Source organism: Acinetobacter variabilis, from assembly GCF_000369625.1.
Lineage (GTDB): Bacteria > Pseudomonadota > Gammaproteobacteria > Pseudomonadales > Moraxellaceae > Acinetobacter > Acinetobacter variabilis.
On the sequence record NZ_KB850111.1, the window covers coordinates 337,498 to 357,155 of the forward strand.

Below are 19,658 nucleotides of genomic sequence, written 5' to 3' on the forward strand. Positions count from 1 at the left end.
GAATAATTTGGGAAATAAAAAAGCCACCCGAAGGTGGCTTTTTAAAATGATTTAGCGGCTAATTACAGACCGTTAAATTCATCGCTGAATGCTTGGCTTAACGCTTGATCTACATCAGAGAAGTCATTGTGCAGTTCAAATTCTGCAGCTTCTGCTTCTTGACGACGACGCTCTAAGTGGTAAGCCAGACCTGTACCCGCTGGGATCAGACGACCTACAACTACGTTTTCTTTCAGACCGCGTAGATCATCTTCTTTACCTGTTACAGCCGCTTCAGTTAACACACGAGTAGTTTCCTGGAACGATGCAGCAGAGATGAACGAGTCAGTAGAAAGCGAGGCTTTGGTAATACCCATCAATTGACGTTCAAACTTCGCAGGGAACTTGTTCTGCGCAAGAACAGCTTGGTTCTCTTGCATCACACGGATGTAATCCACTTGTTCACCTTTGATGAAGCTTGTATCGCCACCGTCAGTGATGTCCACTTTACGCAGCATCTGACGTACGATCACTTCAATATGCTTGTCGTTGATTTTTACACCTTGCAGACGGTAAACGTCCTGAACTTCGTTCACGATGTAGTTGGTCAACGCCACTTCACCTTTCAGACGTAAGATGTCATGCGGGTTCTGTGGACCATCAGAAATGGTTTCACCACGGTTCACATGTTCACCTTCGAACACGTTAATGGTACGCCATTTCGGAATCAGTTCTTCGTAGATCTCAGAACCATCATCCGGAGTAATCACCAGACGGTTTTTACCTTTGGTCTCTTTACCGAAGCTTACAACACCTGACACTTCTGCAAGGATTGCGTGTTCTTTCGGTTTACGTGCTTCGAACAAGTCAGCAACACGTGGCAGACCACCGGTAATATCACGAGTACGTGAAGATTCTTGTGGTACACGACCAATTACGTCACCCACACCAATGGTTTCGCCATCACGGACAGAAAGAATGGTGTTTTGTGGCAAGAAGTAGAACTGTTCGCCGCCATCTACTGTGTCAAGCACAACAGCTGGACGTAAATCTTTACCAGAAGCAGGACGTGCTGTTACAGGCAAGATTTCAACAGTGGTCATACCAGTTGCATCATCAGTTTTCGATGTTGCAGTTACACCATCAGCGATTTGGCTGAAGCGAACTTTACCGGCAACTTCTGTAACCAGTGGATGTGTATGCGGATCCCAAGTCGCTACGATACCGCCTGCTTCTACAGCTTCGCCATCTTTCAGCAAGATAGACGCACCGTATGGCAGTTTGTAACGTTCACGTTCACGACCTAAGTCATCTGCAATACCGATTTCACCTGAACGTGAAGTTGATACCAAGTGACCTTTGGCATGTTGTACAGTTTTCACGTTGTGGAAACGTACAGTACCTTTATTACGAACTTGTACGCTGTTTGCAGCAGAAGTTCGGCTCGCAGCACCACCGACGTGGAAGGTACGCATGGTTAACTGTGTACCCGGCTCACCAATCGACTGAGCAGCCATAACACCTACAGATTCACCTGGGTTTACCAAGTGACCGCGTGCAAGGTCACGACCGTAACATTTCGCACAAACACCGAAAGTAGATTCACAAGATACCACTGAACGTACTTTAACTTCGTCGACACCTTGCTCTTCCAGGTAGTTTGCAAGTTTTTCGTCGATCAATGTGTTACGCGGCAGAATAACTTCTTCAGTACCCGCACGTTTCACATCTTCAGCTACTACACGACCTAGTACTCGAGTACCCAGGTTCTCGATCACGTCACCGCCTTGAATGAACGGAGTCATGACAAGACCAGACAACGTACCACAATCCGGCTCAGTGATGACCAAGTCTTGCGCAACGTCTACCAGACGACGAGTCAGGTAACCAGAGTTCGCTGTTTTCAGTGCTGTATCGGCCAAACCTTTACGCGCACCGTGTGTTGAAATGAAGTACTGAAGTACTGTCAAACCTTCACGGAAGTTTGCTTTAATTGGAGTCTCAATGATCGAACCATCCGGTTTCGCCATCAGACCACGCATACCAGCCAACTGACGAATCTGAGCTGCGGAACCACGGGCACCAGAGTCAGACATCATGTAGATGCTGTTGAATGATTTCTGTTTCTCGTCTTCACCCTGTTTGTTCTTAACAGTTGTGAATGACAAGTTGTCCATCATCGCTTTCGCTACCTGGTCGTTAGTACGCGCCCAGATATCGACCACTTTGTTATAACGTTCGCCAGCAGTTACGAAACCTTGTTCGAACTGTTGTTCGATTTCACGAACTTCAGCTTCTGCTTTCCCGATAATCGCTTGTTTTTGTGGTGGAATGACCATGTCTTCCATACCAACAGAAACACCAGAACGAGTCGCTTGACGGAAGCCAAGGTACATCAATTGGTCAGCGAAGATAACAGTGTCTTTCAGACCCAGTTTACGGTAGCAAGAGTTGATTAACTTAGAGATGTTCTTTTTGGTCATCTCAACGTTAATTTGCTGGAAGTCCATACCTTCAGGCACAACTTCCCAAAGCAGACAGCGACCAGGAGTCGTATCTACGATAATCGTTTGCTGTTCACGTTCGCCGTTTTCGTTGATCACGGTTTGATGTACACGTGCTTTCACGCGAGCGTGCATATCCACCTGACCAGTCGCAAGCGCACGGTTTACTTCGTCAGTATCCGCGAACACCATGCCTTCACCTTTGGCATTTACCGCATCACGAGTGATGTAGTAAAGACCCAAGACAACGTCCTGAGACGGTACAATGATTGGCTCACCGTTCGCTGGAGACAGAATGTTGTTGGTCGACATCATTAACGCACGAGCTTCTAACTGAGCTTCAAGTGTTAATGGTACGTGTACCGCCATTTGGTCACCATCGAAGTCGGCGTTGAACGCAGCACATACGAGTGGGTGAAGACGGATCGCTTTACCTTCAATCAGGATAGGTTCAAATGCTTGAAGACCTAGACGGTGAAGCGTCGGCGCACGGTTCAACATCACTGGATGCTGACGAATGACTGATGCTAGAACGTCCCAAACTTCTGGAGTTTCACGCTCAACCATTTTCTTCGCAGCTTTAATGGTTGTAGCCTGACCAGATGCTTGCAGTTTCGCAAAGATGAATGGCTTGAACAGTTCAAGCGCCATTTTCTTAGGAAGACCACATTGGTGTAAACGCAGGCTTGGACCTACGGTAATTACCGAACGACCAGAGTAATCGACACGTTTACCCAATAAGTTTTGACGGAAACGACCTTGTTTACCTTTGATCATATCTGCCAAAGATTTAAGCGGACGTTTGTTAGAACCAGTAATCGCACGACCACGACGACCGTTATCCAGCAATGCATCTACAGATTCTTGCAACATACGTTTTTCGTTACGTACGATGATGTCTGGAGCCGCAAGATCAAGAAGACGTTTTAAACGGTTGTTACGGTTGATCACACGACGGTAAAGGTCGTTCAGGTCAGAAGTCGCGAAACGACCACCTTCAAGTGGTACAAGCGGACGAAGATCTGGTGGAAGTACTGGAAGTACGTTCATCACCATCCATTCTGGCTTGTTGTTCGAATCGTTAAATGCTTCCATCAATTTCAGACGCTTAGAGGCTTTTTTAAGCTTAGTTTCTGAAGTTGTATTTGGAATTTCTTCACGTAGACGCGCAATTTCAGCTTCAAGATCGATATCTTTAAGCAAGTCTTGAACTGCTTCTGCACCCATTTTCGCGGTGAATTCGTCACCGTGTTCTTCTAACGCATTGAAATATTCTTCATCGTTAAGAAGTTGGTATTTCTCAAATGGAGTCATACCTGGGTCAGTGACAACATAAGATTCGAAATACAATACGCGTTCGATATCACGTAGCGTCATGTCTAATAAAAGACCGATACGGCTAGGCAGTGATTTCAGGAACCAGATGTGCGCAACTGGAGACGCAAGCTCGATGTGACCCATACGCTCACGACGAACTTTCGCAGTTGTTACTTCAACGCCACATTTTTCACAAATGACGCCTTTGTATTTCATACGCTTGTATTTACCACACAAGCATTCGTAATCTTTTACTGGACCAAAGATTTTGGCACAGAATAAACCGTCACGTTCTGGTTTGAACGTACGGTAGTTAATGGTTTCTGGCTTTTTAACTTCACCATGAGACCACGACTTAATCATTTCTGGTGACGCAAGACCAATACGGATGCGATCAAACTCTACTGGAGCATGACCGTCGGAATCCGTCTTTTTGCGCATGATATCGAGCAAGTCTTTCAATTTTTTTCTCCGTGTGTCGAGGAGATTTTCACTTCCCGACTGGGTCACAAATATTGTTTTTTAACTGAAATTTGGAATCTCCCCTAACCCCTCTTTACTAAAGAGGGGAACTCCCCCTTTGAAAAAGGGGGCCGGGGGATTAATTAATCACCATTTTTCAGTTCAATGTTGATACCTAAAGAACGGATCTCTTTGGTCAATACGTTGAACGATTCAGGCATACCTGGGTCCATATAATGGTTACCATCTACAATGTTCTTATAGATACGGGTACGACCTTCAACGTCATCCGACTTCACAGTAAGCATTTCTTGAAGCGTATATGCTGCACCGTATGCTTCCAGTGCCCAGACTTCCATCTCACCGAAACGCTGACCACCGAATTGTGCTTTACCACCCAGCGGCTGTTGCGTTACTAGAGAGTAAGAACCAGTAGAACGCGCATGCATCTTGTCGTCAACCAAGTGGTTCAATTTCAGCATGTACATGTAACCTACAGTTACAGGACGATCGAAACGTTCACCAGTACGGCCATCGTACAATACAGTTTGACCCGTACGTGACAAGCCAGCAAGCTCAAGTAATTCTTTGATCTGACCTTCTTCAGCACCATCAAATACTGGAGTTGCCAGAGGAACACCTTTACGCAAGTTACCAGACAGTTTCAAGATTTCTTCATCAGTCAGGCTGTCAAGATCTTCTTGCTGACCGCCAACCTTATTATAAATCTTGTCTAGGAAATCACGCAGTTCAAGAACTGTACGCTGTTCTTTCAGCATCTTGTCGATTTGATCGCCAAGACCTTTAGCAGCCATACCCAAGTGAGTTTCCAGAATCTGACCCACGTTCATACGTGATGGTACACCGAGCGGGTTCAGTACGATATCTACTGGTACACCATTGGCATCGTGCGGCATGTCCTCAACAGGCAGGATGTTAGAAACTACACCCTTGTTCCCGTGACGACCCGCCATCTTATCACCAGGCTGGATACGACGTTTAACTGCCAGGTAAACCTTAACAACTTTCAATACGCCAGTTGTCAGTTCGTCACCTGTAGAAAGTTTGCGTTTTTTCTCAGCAAATTTCTCATCAATTTCAAGACTCTTCTCTTTCAGGAACACTTGAATTTGAGTTAAACGTTCAGCAATTGCTTCATCACTTGGTTGGATATCAAGCAGATCAACAAGCTCTAAACCAGATAACAATTGTTCAGACAGTTTGTCACCGCGTTTAGTAGTACCGCCACCGTTAGATTCCTGACCTTTCAACAGACGTACAATACGTTCACGTGCTGCTTCTTCGAAGATTTTGTATTCTTCTTTCAAGTCTTTACGGTAAGCATCAAGCTGAGCTTTTTCAATTGCTTGAGCACGTTCGTCTTTTTCAAGACCGTCACGTGTAAACACTTGAACGTCGATCACAGTACCTTTAGTACCCGATGGAACACGTAAAGAAGAATCTTTTACGTCAGCCGCTTTTTCACCGAAGATTGCACGAAGCAGTTTTTCTTCAGGAGTTAACTGAGTTTCACCTTTAGGCGTCACCTTACCTACCAGGATGTCACCCGCAGTCACTTCAGCACCGATGTAAACGATACCTGATTCGTCCAGTTTAGAAAGCGCTGCTTCACCCACGTTCGGAATATCGGCAGTAATTTCTTCAGCACCCAATTTGGTATCACGTGCAACACATGAAAGTTCCTGGATGTGAATAGAGGTTAAACGGTCTTCTTGAAGAACACGCTCAGATAACAAGATCGAGTCTTCGTAGTTGTAACCATTCCAGGTCATGAACGCTACACGCATGTTTTGACCAAGCGCAAGCTCACCGCCATCAGTTGATGGACCGTCAGCCAGAACGTCACCACGACCTACTTTATCGCCCAGGTTCACAAGAACTTTCTGGTTGATACAAGTGTTCTGGTTAGAACGTGTGTATTTGATCAGGTTATAGATATCTACACCTGCTTCGCCCGCAACCATTTCGTCTTCGTTGACACGAATTACAACACGCGAAGCGTCAACAAATTCAATACGACCACCACGTTTCGCGATTACACATACACCAGAGTCATGTGCTACGTTCGCTTCCATACCGGTACCAACCAGTGGTTTATCAGCAATTAACGTAGGAACAGCCTGACGTTGCATGTTCGAACCCATCAATGCACGGTTGGCGTCATCGTGCTCAAGGAACGGAATCAGTGATGCTGCTACAGATACAACCTGCTGAGCAGATACGTCCATATGCGTCACTTTTTCAGGAGGCATACGTACGAATTCACCTTGGTGACGTACAGAAACGAATTCTTCAGACAGGTTGCCATCTTTATCTACTGCAGAGTCGGCCTGTGCAATCACAGTACCTACTTCTTCAATCGCAGATAGGTATTCAACGTCATCAGTTACGCGACCATCAACCACTTTACGGTATGGAGTTTCCAAGAAACCGAAGTTGTTACATTTCGCATAAACAGACAGCGAGTTGATCAAACCAATGTTTGGACCCTCAGGAGTCTCAATTGGACATACACGACCGTAGTGAGTTTGATGGACGTCACGTACTTCGAAGCCCGCACGTTCACGAGTCAAACCACCAGGCCCCAGTGCTGATACACGACGTTTGTGTGTAATTTCAGACAACGGGTTGTTTTGGTCCATGAACTGAGACAACTGGCTTGAACCAAAGAATTCTTTGATTGCAGCAGCCACTGGCTTCGCATTGATCAGGTCTTGCGGAGACAGGTTATCAGTTTCAGCTTGAGACAGACGTTCTTTAACAGCACGTTCTACACGAACCAGACCTACACGGAATTGGTTCTCGGTCATTTCACCCACAGAACGGACACGACGGTTACCCAAGTGGTCGATATCGTCGACTTCACCTTTACCGTTACGGATTTCTACTAATGTTTTTAATACATCAGTGATATCTTCGTTCGAGAGAATGCCTTCAACTTCGCGTGACTTCTGGTCAGTACCCACTTCGTAAGGACGACCCAAACGACGGTTGAACTTCATACGGCCGACTGGAGACAGATCATAACGCTCAGAAGAGAAGAACAGGTTGTTGAACAGGTTCTCAGCAGCTTCTTTTGTTGGTGGCTCACCTGGACGCATGACTTTGTAGATTTCTACAAGCGCTTCATCACGGCTTACTGTGGTATCAGCACGTAATGTATCCGCAATAAACGGACCACGGTCGATATCGTTAGTAAACAGGATATTGAACTGTTTCACGTCGCCTTCTGCAATTTTCACCATGATTTCATGGCTCAGAACAGTATTGGCTGCAATCACATCACCATCTTTCAGTGGTATGTCTTCAGCAGTGATACGTTCGTACAGGTACTCATCAGGAACAGAAAGCTTCTCAAGACCAGATGCTTCCATTTGACGTACATGACGTGCGTTAATACGTTTACCTTGTTCAACAATGACTTTGCCGTCTTTGTCAGCAATGTCGAACTGTGCCATTTCGCCGCGCAGGCGCTCTGGAACAAGATCAATCTGATAGCTACCCATGTCCAGATACACAGGTACTTTCTCGTAGAACATGTCGAGAATTTGTTCGTTGGCATAACCCAACGCACGAAGCACCACAGTCGCAAGCAATTTACGACGACGGTCAATACGTACGTAGACCAGGTCTTTGGCATCGAATTCAAAGTCTAACCATGAACCACGGTAAGGAATGATACGAGCTGAATAAAGGACTTTACCGCTTGAGTGAGTCTTGCCTTTATCGTGGTCAAAGAATACGCCCGGTGAACGGTGCAATTGCGATACAATTACACGCTCGGTACCGTTAATCACGAAAGTACCGTTGTCTGTCATAAGCGGCATTTCGCCCATGTAGACTTCTTGTTCACGTACGTCTTTGATTGATTTAGTTTCGCGATCTTTCAGGATCAAACGAATTTTTACGCGCATTGGTGCTGCATAAGTTGAGCCACGAAGGATACATTCGCGTACATCAAACTCAGGCTTACCAAGACTATACTCAACGAATTCTAAAGCAGCATTGCCAGAATAACTTTCAATAGGAAAAACTGAACGAAATGCGGCTTGGAGACCGATATCTTCGCGGTTTTTTGGTGATTTGCCATCTTGTAAGAATGTTCTGTACGAGTCGACTTGAATCGCGAGCAGGTACGGAGCATCCATGACGCTAGGCAATTTACCAAAATTCTTACGGATCCGTTTCTTTTCGGTATATGAGTATGCCATCTGGAGTCCTCGGAAAGTGTAAACCAAGCCCGCCTGCAGAACGGGCTCAGAAGGAATTACGCTGGCCGATATGGCCACCACTCTTTACAAATGCTGCAATTTTTAGTGGTATTAAAACGCTTAACAATATTTTTTTAATGAAAAATATTGGTAAGCGTTTGTTCATTATGTTTATTTTTAATTTGTATGAATTTTATATCATGCAAACAAAAATCGAGCCGATTATTGTAACGCAAAAAGGCTGATGACCCAAGAGCCATCAGCCAATTTTTGGAGCCGATTATAAAAAACCGGCTCCTTTAAGAAATTACTTAAGAGTAACTGTAGCACCAGCTTCTTCAAGTTTTTTCTTAAGCTCTTCGCCTTCTTCTTTAGAAACGCCTTCTTTAAGAACTGTAGGTGCGCCCTCAACCATGTCTTTAGCTTCTTTCAAGCCAAGACCAGTAGCTTCACGAACTGCTTTAATTACAGCAACTTTGTTAGCACCGAAAGAAGTCAACTCAACGTTGAATTCTGATTGTTCTTCAGCAGCAGCAGCAGCGCCAGGAGCAGCAGCAACAGCAACAGCAGCAGCAGATACGTTGAATTTCTCTTCGAAAGCAGAGATTAGTTCAACAAGTTCAAGAACAGTTTTTTCTGCAACTGCGTTTAGGATTTCTTCGTTAGTTAAAGCCATGAGAATAACTCCAAATGGAAATTGAATGGTGTGGAAATAAATTTAAGCTTATGCAGCTTCTGACTCGTTTTTCTCTTTGAGCGCAGTAATAAGGCGACCCAATTTCGAAATAGGAGCTTGAAGAACGTTTGCAAGCATAGTAAGCGCTTTTTCTTGGTTCGGAAGGTTCGCGATTACGCTAACTTCAGCACCTTCGTAAACTTTGCCATCAAATGCAGCAGCTTTAAGTTCGAATGCTTTGTTAGTTTTTGCGAATTCTTCGAACAAGCGTGCAGCTGCACCCATGTCGTCTTCAGAAGTCGAGAAAGCTAAGATTGTTGGGCCAACAAGGCTGTCGTTCAAGATATTGAATTGAGTATCTTGAAGAGCACGTTTAGCCAGAGTGTTACGCACGATACGTGTTTTAACACCTAGTTTACGAGCTTCAACACGAAGAGCAGTTAATTGCTCAACTGTTAAACCTTGGTAGTCAGCAACAACAGCGGCAAATGCAGTAGAAGCAATTTCACTTACTTCAGCTACGATCTGTTTTTTGCCTTCAATAAGAAGAGCCATTGTAAAACCTCCTAACGGTGATTTATGTGCCTGATACAAGCACACTCCCAATTCGTGAATTCATCTCTGAAATCACACGCGGAGGATGAACAAATCACACCACCGCGTCTACGCAGGCTGAAATATTAAGAAAGAAGCATAAAACTCCCCTCGCCTGAGGTCTTTGACGCTGATAAATTTACATTTATCAATTCAAAGTCTGCCTAAGTTCGCAAGAGACGGAGCGTTTCTTGCGTAAAAATCAAAGCAGCGCTTTGATTTTTACTCAGGGCTTTAAAATTCTGTATAAGTTTAAAACTTATTTAGAAACGTTTGCTACATCAACGATCAGACCAGGACCCATAGTAGAGCTTAGAGTGATCTTTTGGATGTAAACACCTTTAGAAGTAGCAGGTTTTGCTTTCTTAAGGTCAGCTACAAGAGCTTCAACGTTTTGACGAACAGCTTCAGCAGAGAAACCTACTTGACCGATCGCAGCGTGGATAATACCCGCTTTGTCTACACGGTAACGTGCTTGACCAGCTTTTGCATTTTTAACTGCAGTAGCAACGTCAGGAGTTACAGTACCCACTTTAGGGTTTGGCATTAAGCCACGTGGACCAAGAATCGTACCCAGTTTACCAACAACGCGCATTGCATCAGGAGCAGCAATCACTACGTCGAAGTCAAGGTTTCCGCCTTGGATGCTTTCAGCAAGATCGTCGAAACCAACAACGTCTGCACCAGCTTCTTTCGCAGCTTCAGCAGCAGCGCCTTGAGCAAATACAGCTACGCGTACAGTTTTACCAGTACCTGCAGGAAGAGTAGTCGCGCCACGAACAACCTGATCAGATTTACGAGGGTCAACACCCAGGTTTACAGCGATGTCCAAAGATTCTTTGAATTTCGCAGCTGGAAGGCTAGTAAGAACTTCTACAGCTTCTTCTAAAGTGTAAACTTTCTGTGCTTCTACAGCAGCAGCAATGGCTTTTTGACGTTTAGTTAACTTTGCCATGTCTTATAGCTCCACTTCCAAGCCCATAGAACGTGCAGAACCAGCGATGGTACGTACACGCGCGTCTAAATCAGCACCAGTTAAATCTGGTTCTTTAGTAGTCGCGATTTCTTCCAATTGAGCACGAGTCAACTTACCAACTTTAGTTTTGTTAGGTACAGAAGAACCCTTTTGGATACCAGCAGCTTTCTTAAGAAGAACAGCAGCAGGTGGAGTTTTCATGATAAATGTGAACGACTTGTCGTTGTACACAGTGATCACGACTGGAATTGGCAGACCAGCTTCAACTTTTTGTGTAGCAGCATTGAATTCTTTACAGAATGCCATGATGTTAACACCACGTTGACCTAGTGCAGGACCAATCGGTGGAGATGGATTCGCTTTACCAGCTGGAACTTGCAGCTTGATATAGCCGTCAATCTTCTTAGCCATTTCAAATTACCTCTGGGTGCAAACGCCGCTAGGCTCCCCAATGATTTCAAGTAACGATACCGTTACAATAACAATGCCTGATTTGCACGCAAATCAGGCGTTTTCAACCCGAACAAATTAAACTGTTTTTTCGACTTGGCGAAATTCCAGTTCAACCTGAGTTGGTCGGTTAAATACGTTAATAGTCAGCGTTAAGCGTGACTTGTCGTAAAGCACTTCTTCCACCACACCTTTAAAGTCAGTGAATGGACCGTCAATTACGAGTAATTCTTCGCCTGGTTCAAACATGGTCTTAGGACGCGGTGCTTCACCAGTATTGCGTACACGTGCAAGAATTGCATCAGCTTCTTTTTGCGTAATTGGAGCCGGTTTTTCAGCCGTACCGCCAATAAAGCCCAGCACTTTTGGACATTCTTTCACGATATGCCAAGTGTCATCGTTCATTTCCATTTCGACTAATACATAGCCAGGAAAGAACTTACGCTCTGATTTACGCTTCTTGCCATCCTTCATTTCTACCACTTCTTCGGTAGGAACAAGGACTTCACCAAAGCTATCGGCAACAGCGCTACGCTGGATTCGATCATTAAGCGAACGCATTACTTGTTTTTCATAACCTGAATAGGCATGAATAATGTACCAACGTTTCATAGCTCTCTTACCCGATAATAAACTTCATTAACCAGCCTAAAACATAGTCAAAGCACCATAGAACAATGGCTGCTATCACTACAACAGCAAGGACTTGCCAAGATGTGGTCATAGTCTCTTGTTTGGTAGGCCAGGTCACTCGACTTAACTCGATTCGTGCATCCTTAAGAAGACGAACAAAGCCTTTGCCTTGATGGGTGGCGTATAATAAACCGAATGCCACAACGATACAAGCCAAAATTACCCCAACGCGCACCCAAATATCATTCGCAGGCGCCCAGTATGCAGGTAAGTATTGGTTTACCATCATAGCACCGACCAATAAAATCAAGGCGATAACCCATAGAACAATGTCTAATGGAGAACTAGAACTTACATCTACAGCAGGATTATTTCTTTGAGGAATTGCCGCTTCGCTTAATGCGTCGCGTGATTTATCATTCGACATTTTTGTACTCGTCGTAGGTTTCGCGACTTATTATATGACCAGTTTTGCCGACATCAAGCGTCTTTTGAAAAAAACTTGGCAGGCCAGGAGGGACTCGAACCCCCAACATTCGGTTTTGGAGACCGACGCTCTACCAATTGAACTACTGGCCTGTAGATAAACTGGAGCCGAAACTCCAGCTTATTTTCTATTCTATGATTATGCAGTTACTTTAGCAACTACACCAGCACCAACTGTACGACCACCTTCACGGATCGCAAAACGTAGACCTGGGTCCATTGCGATTGGGTGGATTAGTTCTACTGACATTTCTACGTTGTCACCAGGCATAACCATTTCAACGCCTTCTTTCAAAGAAATCGCGCCAGTTACGTCAGTTGTACGGAAGTAGAACTGTGGACGGTAACCGTTAAGGAATGGAGTGTGACGACCACCTTCGTCTTTAGAAAGTACGTATACTTCTGCATCGAATTTAGTGTGCGGTTTGATAGAACCTGGTTTAGCAAGTACTTGACCACGTTGTACGTCTTCACGTTTAGTACCACGAAGCAAGATACCACAGTTCTCACCAGCACGACCTTCATCAAGAAGTTTACGGAACATTTCAACGCCAGTTACAGTAGTCTTAACTGTGTCTTTGATACCCACGATTTCAACTTCTTCACCAACTTTGATGATACCAGTTTCAACACGGCCAGTTACAACTGTACCACGACCAGAAATTGAGAATACGTCTTCGATTGGCATCAAGAATGCTTGGTCGATTGCACGTTCTGGTTCTGGGATGTAAGAGTCAAGCGCTTCAACAAGAGCTACAACTGCGTCTTCACCGTATTGACCAGCTTCACCGTTAAGTGCAGCAAGTGCTGAACCACGGATTACAGGAGTGTCATCACCTGGGAAGTCGTAAGTAGAAAGAAGTTCACGAACTTCCATTTCAACCAGCTCAAGAAGCTCTTCGTCGTCTACAAGGTCGCATTTATTCAAGAATACAACGATGTAAGGTACACCTACCTGACGAGAAAGCAGGATGTGTTCACGAGTTTGTGGCATTGGACCGTCAGTCGCAGCACATACAAGGATCGCGCCGTCCATCTGAGCAGCACCAGTAATCATGTTTTTAACATAATCGGCGTGGCCCGGGCAGTCTACGTGAGCGTAGTGACGAGTTGGAGAATCGTATTCTACGTGTGAAGTATTAATTGTAATACCACGTGCTTTTTCTTCTGGTGCAGAGTCGATTGCAGCGTAGTCTTTCGCTTCACCACCGAATTTTTTAGCACATACAGTTGCAATCGCAGCTGTTAAAGTTGTTTTACCATGGTCAACGTGACCGATTGTGCCCACGTTAACGTGTGGCTTATTACGTTCAAACTTAGCCTTAGCCATGTTAATCTTCCTCGTTTACGTCGAACACAATTCTGAGTAAAACCCAGCTCCGACATATCGTTTAAAAAAAACCAAACACCAAATACTTGAAAAGCAGACTAAATAGCCTGCTTTTGAAATATTTTTGCAACCACGTTGCCAAACTGTAATCTGGAGCTCTTATCGAGATTTGAACTCGAGACCTCTCCCTTACCAAGGGAGTGCTCTACCACTGAGCTATAAGAGCAAATATTAGTACTTCAAACAATGGAGCGGGAGACGAGGATCGAACTCGCGACATGCAGCTTGGAAGGCTGCCGCTCTACCAACTGAGCTACTCCCGCACGATGTTGGTACTTACCACTTTGAAGTCTTAAAATTGGTGGTGAGGGAAGGATTCGAACCTTCGAAACTTTCGTAGCGGAGTTACAGTCCGCCCCCTTTGACCGCTCGGGAACCTCACCATTTTTTACACTTACATCAGTGTCGTTCTTTACTTCGCATTCCAAACTCTCTAAGATGGTGCCGGCACACGGATTCGAACTGTGGACCTACTGATTACAAGTCAGTTGCTCTACCAACTGAGCTATGCCGGCGTTTCCTAGTGTTTCGTACGTTTCGTATCGGAACGGTGTGCAGTTTAGCAAAACTTAGAATCCGTGCAAGTGTTTTTTTCAAAAAAAACGCCAAAAACTCACAAAATCAATCCGTTTGATGATAATTCAACCGCTTTGATCACTGCGCGAGCTTTTATTTGGGTTTCATTCCATTCTGACTCAGGATTTGAGTCCGCAACCAGCCCTGCTCCCGCCTGAACATAGACCTTATTTTCACGAATCACGCAGGTACGAATGGCAATCGACATATCCATTTCACCATGCCAGCCTAAATAACCGACAGCGCCGCCAAAAATTCCGCGTTTTACTGGCTCAACTTCGTCAATAATTTCCATGGCACGAATTTTTGGCGCACCAGAAAGTGTTCCCGCAGGGAAAGTTGCCTTAAAAACATCCAGTGCATCGACATCATCACGTACTTCACCTTGTACATTCGACACAATGTGCATCACATGCGAGTAACGTTCGATCACCATTTGATCAGTGACTTGTACTTTACCGATTTTGGATACACGACCGACATCATTTCGGCCCAAGTCAATCAGCATTAAGTGCTCGGCAATTTCTTTTTCATCAGACAGCAAATCTTTTTCCAGTGCCAGATCTTCTTCTTTGGTCTTGCCACGTGGACGCGTACCCGCCAGTGGACGAACAGTCGCAATGCCATTTTCCAGACGAGAAAGAATTTCAGGCGAAGAACCCACAATATGGAACGGCGTATTGTTTTCTAGGGTCTGCCCTTGTACCAGGAACAAATAAGGCGATGGATTAAGGTGACGTAATGCGCGATAGACCTGTAAAGGCTCACCATCGAAATCAGAAACCATACGATGACCTGGCACGACCTGCATCACATCTCCGGCACGAATGTACTCTTTTACCTTTTCAATGGAGGCAATAAAGTTGTCATGTCCAGTTAAAGACTCAAAATGCGGTGCTGTATGTTTTTCTGCTTTCAGGCTTACCGGTGTGGCCAGAATATTTTCCAGCTCATCCAGCTGCTGCTGTGCTTTGTCATAAGCTGCCGGATCCGTTGCATCGGCATGTACAATCAGGAACAGAGTATCTTTCAGGTTATCAAATACGATGACGGTTTTGGACAGCATCATCCAGATATCTGGCAAGCCTACAGGATCGGCTTCAGGCACATTTTTTAGCTTAGGTTCGATATAACGTACTGAGTCATAACCAAAATAACCGACAAGACCACCGGTGAAGCTTGGCAGACTTGGCAGCTCTGCCTGGGTTGGCACCTTAAACTGCTTCTGGAAATCACGAATATATTGGAAAGGATCGCTGCAATGCTGCTTTTCAATCGAGCCATCTGGATGCTGAACTGTGAGTTCACCTGCATTGCAGGAAAACACAGTAGATTCACCCAAACCGATAATTGAATAGCGCGCCCAGTTCTCTCCCCCTTCCACAGATTCGAACAGATAAGCCTGTTGGTGTTGTTTCAGACGGGCAAAGATAGATAAAGGAGTATCTGTATCGGCTAGACGCTGACGGTATACAGGAATCAGGTTGTAGCCTTGAGATGCAAGTTGCTGGAATTGAGCTGACGTTGTCATTCGGTTTTTCTCTTTAAATTGGAGTTACTCAGTATGAAAATGGAATTGGACTGAGCGACGCCATCGAAAAACCTTACAACTATTCATCTTATTTCCTTCGTACCTTATTTAAGCAAGCAACTCACGTAGATCATCGACAATTTCTTGAGGATCACAGTCTGCTATATTTTCACCATGATTATAGCCATAGCTGACTACAATACAATCTATACCCGCACGGCGCGCAGCTTCAATGTCATTGACCGAATCACCAATCATCAGCACCTGATCTTTGGTCACACCATAATGTTCCACACAATGCAACAACTGACGCGGATCTGGCTTACGCTCGGCAAAGCGATCACCAGCAATGGTGTCATCAAAGTATTTCGCCATTTCGAGGATATCCAGAATACTGCGTGCCGGTTCTTCTGGTTTATTGGTCACACAGATCAGTTTTTTGTCATTAGCCTTACCCCATTCCAGAAACTCGATAATTCCATCAAATGGCTTGGTATCTACACAAGGATCGGCATTATAAATTTCCAGGAACGTCGTAAGTAATTCCTGATGCTGGGCAGGTAATACTTCTCCCACCAGATGTTGGAGTACACTTTCACAGAACTTGGACGTTCCTTTACCGATCCAGACCCGTACCTGTTCCTCAGTCACCAGTGGTAGCTGCAAGACATTCAGGCTCATATTCATGGCCCGATACAGATCATGGGCTGAATCCACCAAGGTGCCATCCAGATCGAATAAAATCAGCTTACGTTGTTCTAGTTGTGCAATTGACATCCTGACCCTCATTTTCTTTATTTGCAGCCATAAAAAAGGCATGCGTGATGCATGCCTCGATTGTAACCAATCATGGGCTTATTTAAACAACACCCAAGCGATAATCGCCAAAATAATCAGAACGATCAGTGAAATCAGTCCAATAGATGCATTTTTCTGTGCTTCTTTTTCCTGCTCTACACGAGAAACAGGCTGTTCCACCGGAATTGGGGCTGGTTCTGGCTTAACTGAGCTCAGGTCTACACCCTCAGCAATAGGCGCAGGTTTTGGGATACCTACATTGGTCGGCATACCATCACGGGTCAAGTTGACTGAAGCACCACGCTCTCTCAATTCTGGAATACCCTGATCATTCATCTGCTGGGCAGGGGTTTTCTCAACCGTTTCGATTTCTTCAACCACTTGCTCTGCTGTTTCTTCAACTTCTGGCGCCACTTCAACAGGCGCTACAGGTTCAAAAACCAGAAATTTCAAGCTGGCAAACTGGACTACATCGTCTTGTTTTAATCGCGTTTCCTGCTCAATACGCAAGTCATTCACGAAAGTGCCATTAGATGAGCCTAGATCCTGTACCCACAGTGCATCGTCTTTCAGTAGAAAAGCAGCATGCTTACGCGAGATTTCCGCAGCCTGCAGCACAATATCAGCCGCCTGATGACGCCCCACCAGCATGTCACGGTCAATCGCTATTTCCTGTCCGGTCAAATCGTCGGTAATTGCCTGTATTTTCCAAATCATGAAATCTACTTCTCTATTCTCTTTGACATTATCATAACATGCTGTATGCAAATGCGAATGGTCTAGCTTTTGGGTCTAAGTGTGGTTGTTGTAACGGTATTTCTACTTTTTTCAACCTGCTGGACTGGCTGCTCTACCACTTGTCGCTGAATCCCCGGCTCAATTGCTACCGGTGTAGCCACTACTGAGGCTGACGGCGTTGGCGCACTCGGAACATTCTGGTAGGACGAATTCGTCAGTGGTGTCTTGGAAACTGGAATACGCTGTTGATACACATCTTCAACACTTTCCGGTAGCTTGGCAAAATTACCGTCTGAATCGAGTGCCAATTGCAGGCTATAGAGTTGACCATAACGTTGCTGCGTCAGTTTACGCACTTCATTTCTATCTCCCACAATCGTTGGATGGATAAAGATCAATAAGTTACGTTTCTGATTAGACTTACCTTCTGAGCGAAACAAACGTCCCACCCCTGGAATTGCTCCCAGACCTGGTACTGCCTGGCGTCCATAACTGGTATTGTCCGAAATCAAGCCACCTAATACGATCGTTTGTCCATGTTCTGCCAGAATCGAGGTTTTGATCGCACGTTTGCTAGTGACCAGATCTTGCGCTTGACCCTTATTGGCTTTTACATCTGAAACTTCCTGTTCAACTTCCAGACGTACCGTACCATCTTCACCAATGTGCGGCACGACTTTTAAGGTTACGCCGACATCTTTACGCTCAATGGTGGTATAAGGATTAGCAACACCTGCGGCTCCTGTAGAAACTGAACCTGTCACAAAGGGTACATTTTCACCGACAACGATGTAAGCCTCTTCATTGTCCATGGTCACAATCGACGGTGTAGACAGCAGATTAGACTTGGTGGTTTCTTTTAAGGCCTGAATCATCGCGCCGTATAAACGGCGTGAACCATCACTGCCTTCACGATAATCACCAATCACTAGCGAACTGCCTGCGCCTACGGTACTCGCTGCACCCGTACCACCGCCAGTAAGATAACCCGCTGCAATATTTTTCAGGCTGGTGCCAAAATTATCAAAATTGATCAGACCAATTCCGCTGCTGATATCACCCAGGGCCCATTGCACACCCAACTGATCCGCATCTGTCCCTTCTACTTCAATAATTGCAGCTTCAATCAGAACCTGTTGACGGCGTACATCTAACTGATCAATGGCAGATTCGATTTCACGCATCAGTTGCGGGTCTGCTTTAACCACCAGAGAATTCTGCGTGGCATCCGCAATAATACTGACGCCATTGGCATTAAAGCTGCTAATCCCGCCTTGCTCGGTTTTCATGCCAGTATTGAGCTGAATATTGGATGCGGTTGAGCTGTTTGAGTTAGTAGTACTGTTGTTATTCAGGTTATTAGTCGGATTATATGAAGACGAACTAGAAGAAGAATTATCTAAACCAGTATTGACTGCTTGCCCTGTCACTAATCCCTGCAAAATTTCCGAAAGATTCTTGGCACTGGCATATTTCAAACGGAAGACTTTTAAGCCACCCAGACGGTCTGCTGCAGGCACATCCAGCGTTTCAATAATCTGACGAATGCGCTTGCGTGTCGCCGGATCACCCTTAATCAGAATCCGGTTAGTACGCACATCTGCCATGACCCGCACCCGCGAACCACGCAAATCTTTAGCTGCACCAGTTGCTGCCATAGAGTCAATCAGCTCGATCATTTCTTCGGCCTGGCTGGATTGCAGACTAATGGCTTCAATATCATTCTGACCCGTGCCATCCAGATTACGGATGATGGTTTCCAGCTGATAGATATTGGTCGCCCTGTCCGACACAATCAGTGCATTGGTACCTGGAACAGCAGCCAAATGAGCAAACTGTGGCATCAATGGACGCAGGGCCGGAATCAGGTCATTCGGATTGGTATTTTCCAGCCAGATCACACGTGTGACAATCTGGTCACCAGTCGCACGATGACGTGCATCATAAGGAATCCCGGAGCTTTTGACATTACTATCTGGAACCAATTTGATGGTATTTCCTGAAGGGATGGCCACTACACCATTGACATTCAAGACCCCTAAAAACAGGTCATAAACTTCATTTTTATTCAGTGGCTTGTTGGAAATGACCGTGACATTGCCTCGAACCCGGGGATCTACCGCAAAATTTTTACCGGTAATATCCGCCACTTCATTAATGAATGCGGTTAAGTCTGCATCCCGAAGATTGATTTTCCAGGTTTGCGCATAACTTGCCGTACTGACCATAGCAACCAATGGTGCGGCCACACAGAATGCCCATGCTGATCGATTATTATTAAATAAAGCCATAAACTTTTGTGTTTCCTAACCCTAT

At 45.2% G+C, this 19,658-nt stretch carries 14 protein-coding genes and 5 tRNA genes; 1 reads left to right on the forward strand and 18 read right to left on the reverse strand.

Annotated features, from left to right (window positions below):
* Positions 1–62 precede the first annotated feature (62 nt).
* Together rpoC and rpoB are read right to left on the reverse strand one after the other, a co-directional pair.
* Positions 63–4,262 (reverse strand): DNA-directed RNA polymerase subunit beta', encoded by a 4,200-nt coding sequence (gene rpoC / locus F897_RS01575; protein ID WP_004781676.1) that lies wholly within the window; start codon positions 4,260–4,262, stop codon positions 63–65.
* Between the two features lie 143 nt (positions 4,263–4,405).
* Complete coding sequence (gene rpoB, locus F897_RS01580; protein ID WP_005232527.1) at positions 4,406–8,494, reverse strand: DNA-directed RNA polymerase subunit beta; 4,089 nt, start codon at positions 8,492–8,494, stop codon at positions 4,406–4,408.
* Here rpoB and F897_RS17650 point away from each other — a divergent pair.
* Positions 8,488–8,739 carry a hypothetical protein gene (locus F897_RS17650; protein ID WP_034170979.1) on the forward strand — a complete coding sequence of 84 codons (252 nt, stop codon included), beginning with the start codon at positions 8,488–8,490 and terminating at the stop codon, positions 8,737–8,739. The genes rpoB and F897_RS17650 overlap by 7 nt on opposite strands.
* Positions 8,740–8,801: 62 nt before the next feature.
* On the opposite strand, the gene rplL is transcribed toward F897_RS17650, so the two are convergent.
* The 16 genes from rplL to gspD all read right to left on the reverse strand — a co-directional run bounded on the left by rplL (position 8,802) and on the right by gspD (position 19,633).
* Complete coding sequence (gene rplL / locus F897_RS01585; protein WP_004781672.1) at positions 8,802–9,170, reverse strand: 50S ribosomal protein L7/L12; 369 nt, start codon at positions 9,168–9,170, stop codon at positions 8,802–8,804.
* Positions 9,171–9,218: 48 nt separating this feature from the next.
* On the reverse strand, positions 9,219–9,725 hold the full coding sequence (gene rplJ, locus F897_RS01590) for a 50S ribosomal protein L10 (RefSeq protein WP_004781671.1): 507 nt from the start codon (positions 9,723–9,725) through the stop codon (positions 9,219–9,221).
* Positions 9,726–10,023: 298 nt separating this feature from the next.
* Positions 10,024–10,719: a 50S ribosomal protein L1 gene (gene rplA, locus F897_RS01595; RefSeq protein WP_004781669.1), complete on the reverse strand. Its 696-nt coding sequence runs from the start codon at positions 10,717–10,719 to the stop codon at positions 10,024–10,026.
* A 3-nt stretch (positions 10,720–10,722) separates the two neighbouring features.
* Positions 10,723–11,151, reverse strand: coding sequence for a 50S ribosomal protein L11 (rplK, locus tag F897_RS01600; RefSeq protein WP_004781668.1), 429 nt, complete (start codon positions 11,149–11,151; stop codon positions 10,723–10,725).
* A gap of 117 nt (positions 11,152–11,268) precedes the next feature.
* A complete protein-coding gene (gene nusG / locus F897_RS01605) occupies positions 11,269–11,802 on the reverse strand; it encodes a transcription termination/antitermination protein NusG (protein WP_005232530.1) in 534 nt (177 codons plus the stop codon).
* A gap of 7 nt (positions 11,803–11,809) precedes the next feature.
* Positions 11,810–12,250 carry a preprotein translocase subunit SecE gene (gene secE / locus F897_RS01610; RefSeq protein WP_005232531.1) on the reverse strand — a complete coding sequence of 147 codons (441 nt, stop codon included), beginning with the start codon at positions 12,248–12,250 and terminating at the stop codon, positions 11,810–11,812.
* Between the two features lie 76 nt (positions 12,251–12,326).
* Positions 12,327–12,402 (reverse strand) — tRNA-Trp (locus tag F897_RS01615).
* Positions 12,403–12,448: 46 nt separating this feature from the next.
* Complete coding sequence (tuf, locus tag F897_RS01620) at positions 12,449–13,639, reverse strand: elongation factor Tu (protein ID WP_004781663.1); 1,191 nt, start codon at positions 13,637–13,639, stop codon at positions 12,449–12,451.
* Between the two features lie 151 nt (positions 13,640–13,790).
* Positions 13,791–13,865, reverse strand: a tRNA-Thr gene (locus F897_RS01625).
* Positions 13,866–13,886: 21 nt separating this feature from the next.
* Positions 13,887–13,962 (reverse strand) — tRNA-Gly (locus F897_RS01630).
* A 36-nt stretch (positions 13,963–13,998) separates the two neighbouring features.
* Positions 13,999–14,082, reverse strand: a tRNA-Tyr gene (locus F897_RS01635).
* Positions 14,083–14,138: 56 nt separating this feature from the next.
* Positions 14,139–14,214, reverse strand: a tRNA-Thr gene (locus F897_RS01640).
* A gap of 98 nt (positions 14,215–14,312) precedes the next feature.
* Entirely contained in the window at positions 14,313–15,806 is a 1,494-nt protein-coding gene (gene trpE, locus F897_RS01645) for an anthranilate synthase component I (protein WP_005232532.1), read from the reverse strand.
* A gap of 108 nt (positions 15,807–15,914) precedes the next feature.
* Entirely contained in the window at positions 15,915–16,583 is a 669-nt protein-coding gene (gene gph / locus F897_RS01650; RefSeq protein ID WP_005232534.1) for a phosphoglycolate phosphatase, read from the reverse strand.
* Between the two features lie 78 nt (positions 16,584–16,661).
* The gene (locus F897_RS01655) at positions 16,662–17,321 is read right to left on the reverse strand and encodes an FHA domain-containing protein (RefSeq protein WP_005232536.1); all 660 of its coding nucleotides are present in this window, start codon (positions 17,319–17,321) and stop codon (positions 16,662–16,664) included.
* 62 nt (positions 17,322–17,383) lie between these two features.
* Entirely contained in the window at positions 17,384–19,633 is a 2,250-nt protein-coding gene (gspD, locus tag F897_RS01660; RefSeq protein ID WP_005232538.1) for a type II secretion system secretin GspD, read from the reverse strand.
* Between the last annotated feature and the right edge of the window lie 25 nt (positions 19,634–19,658).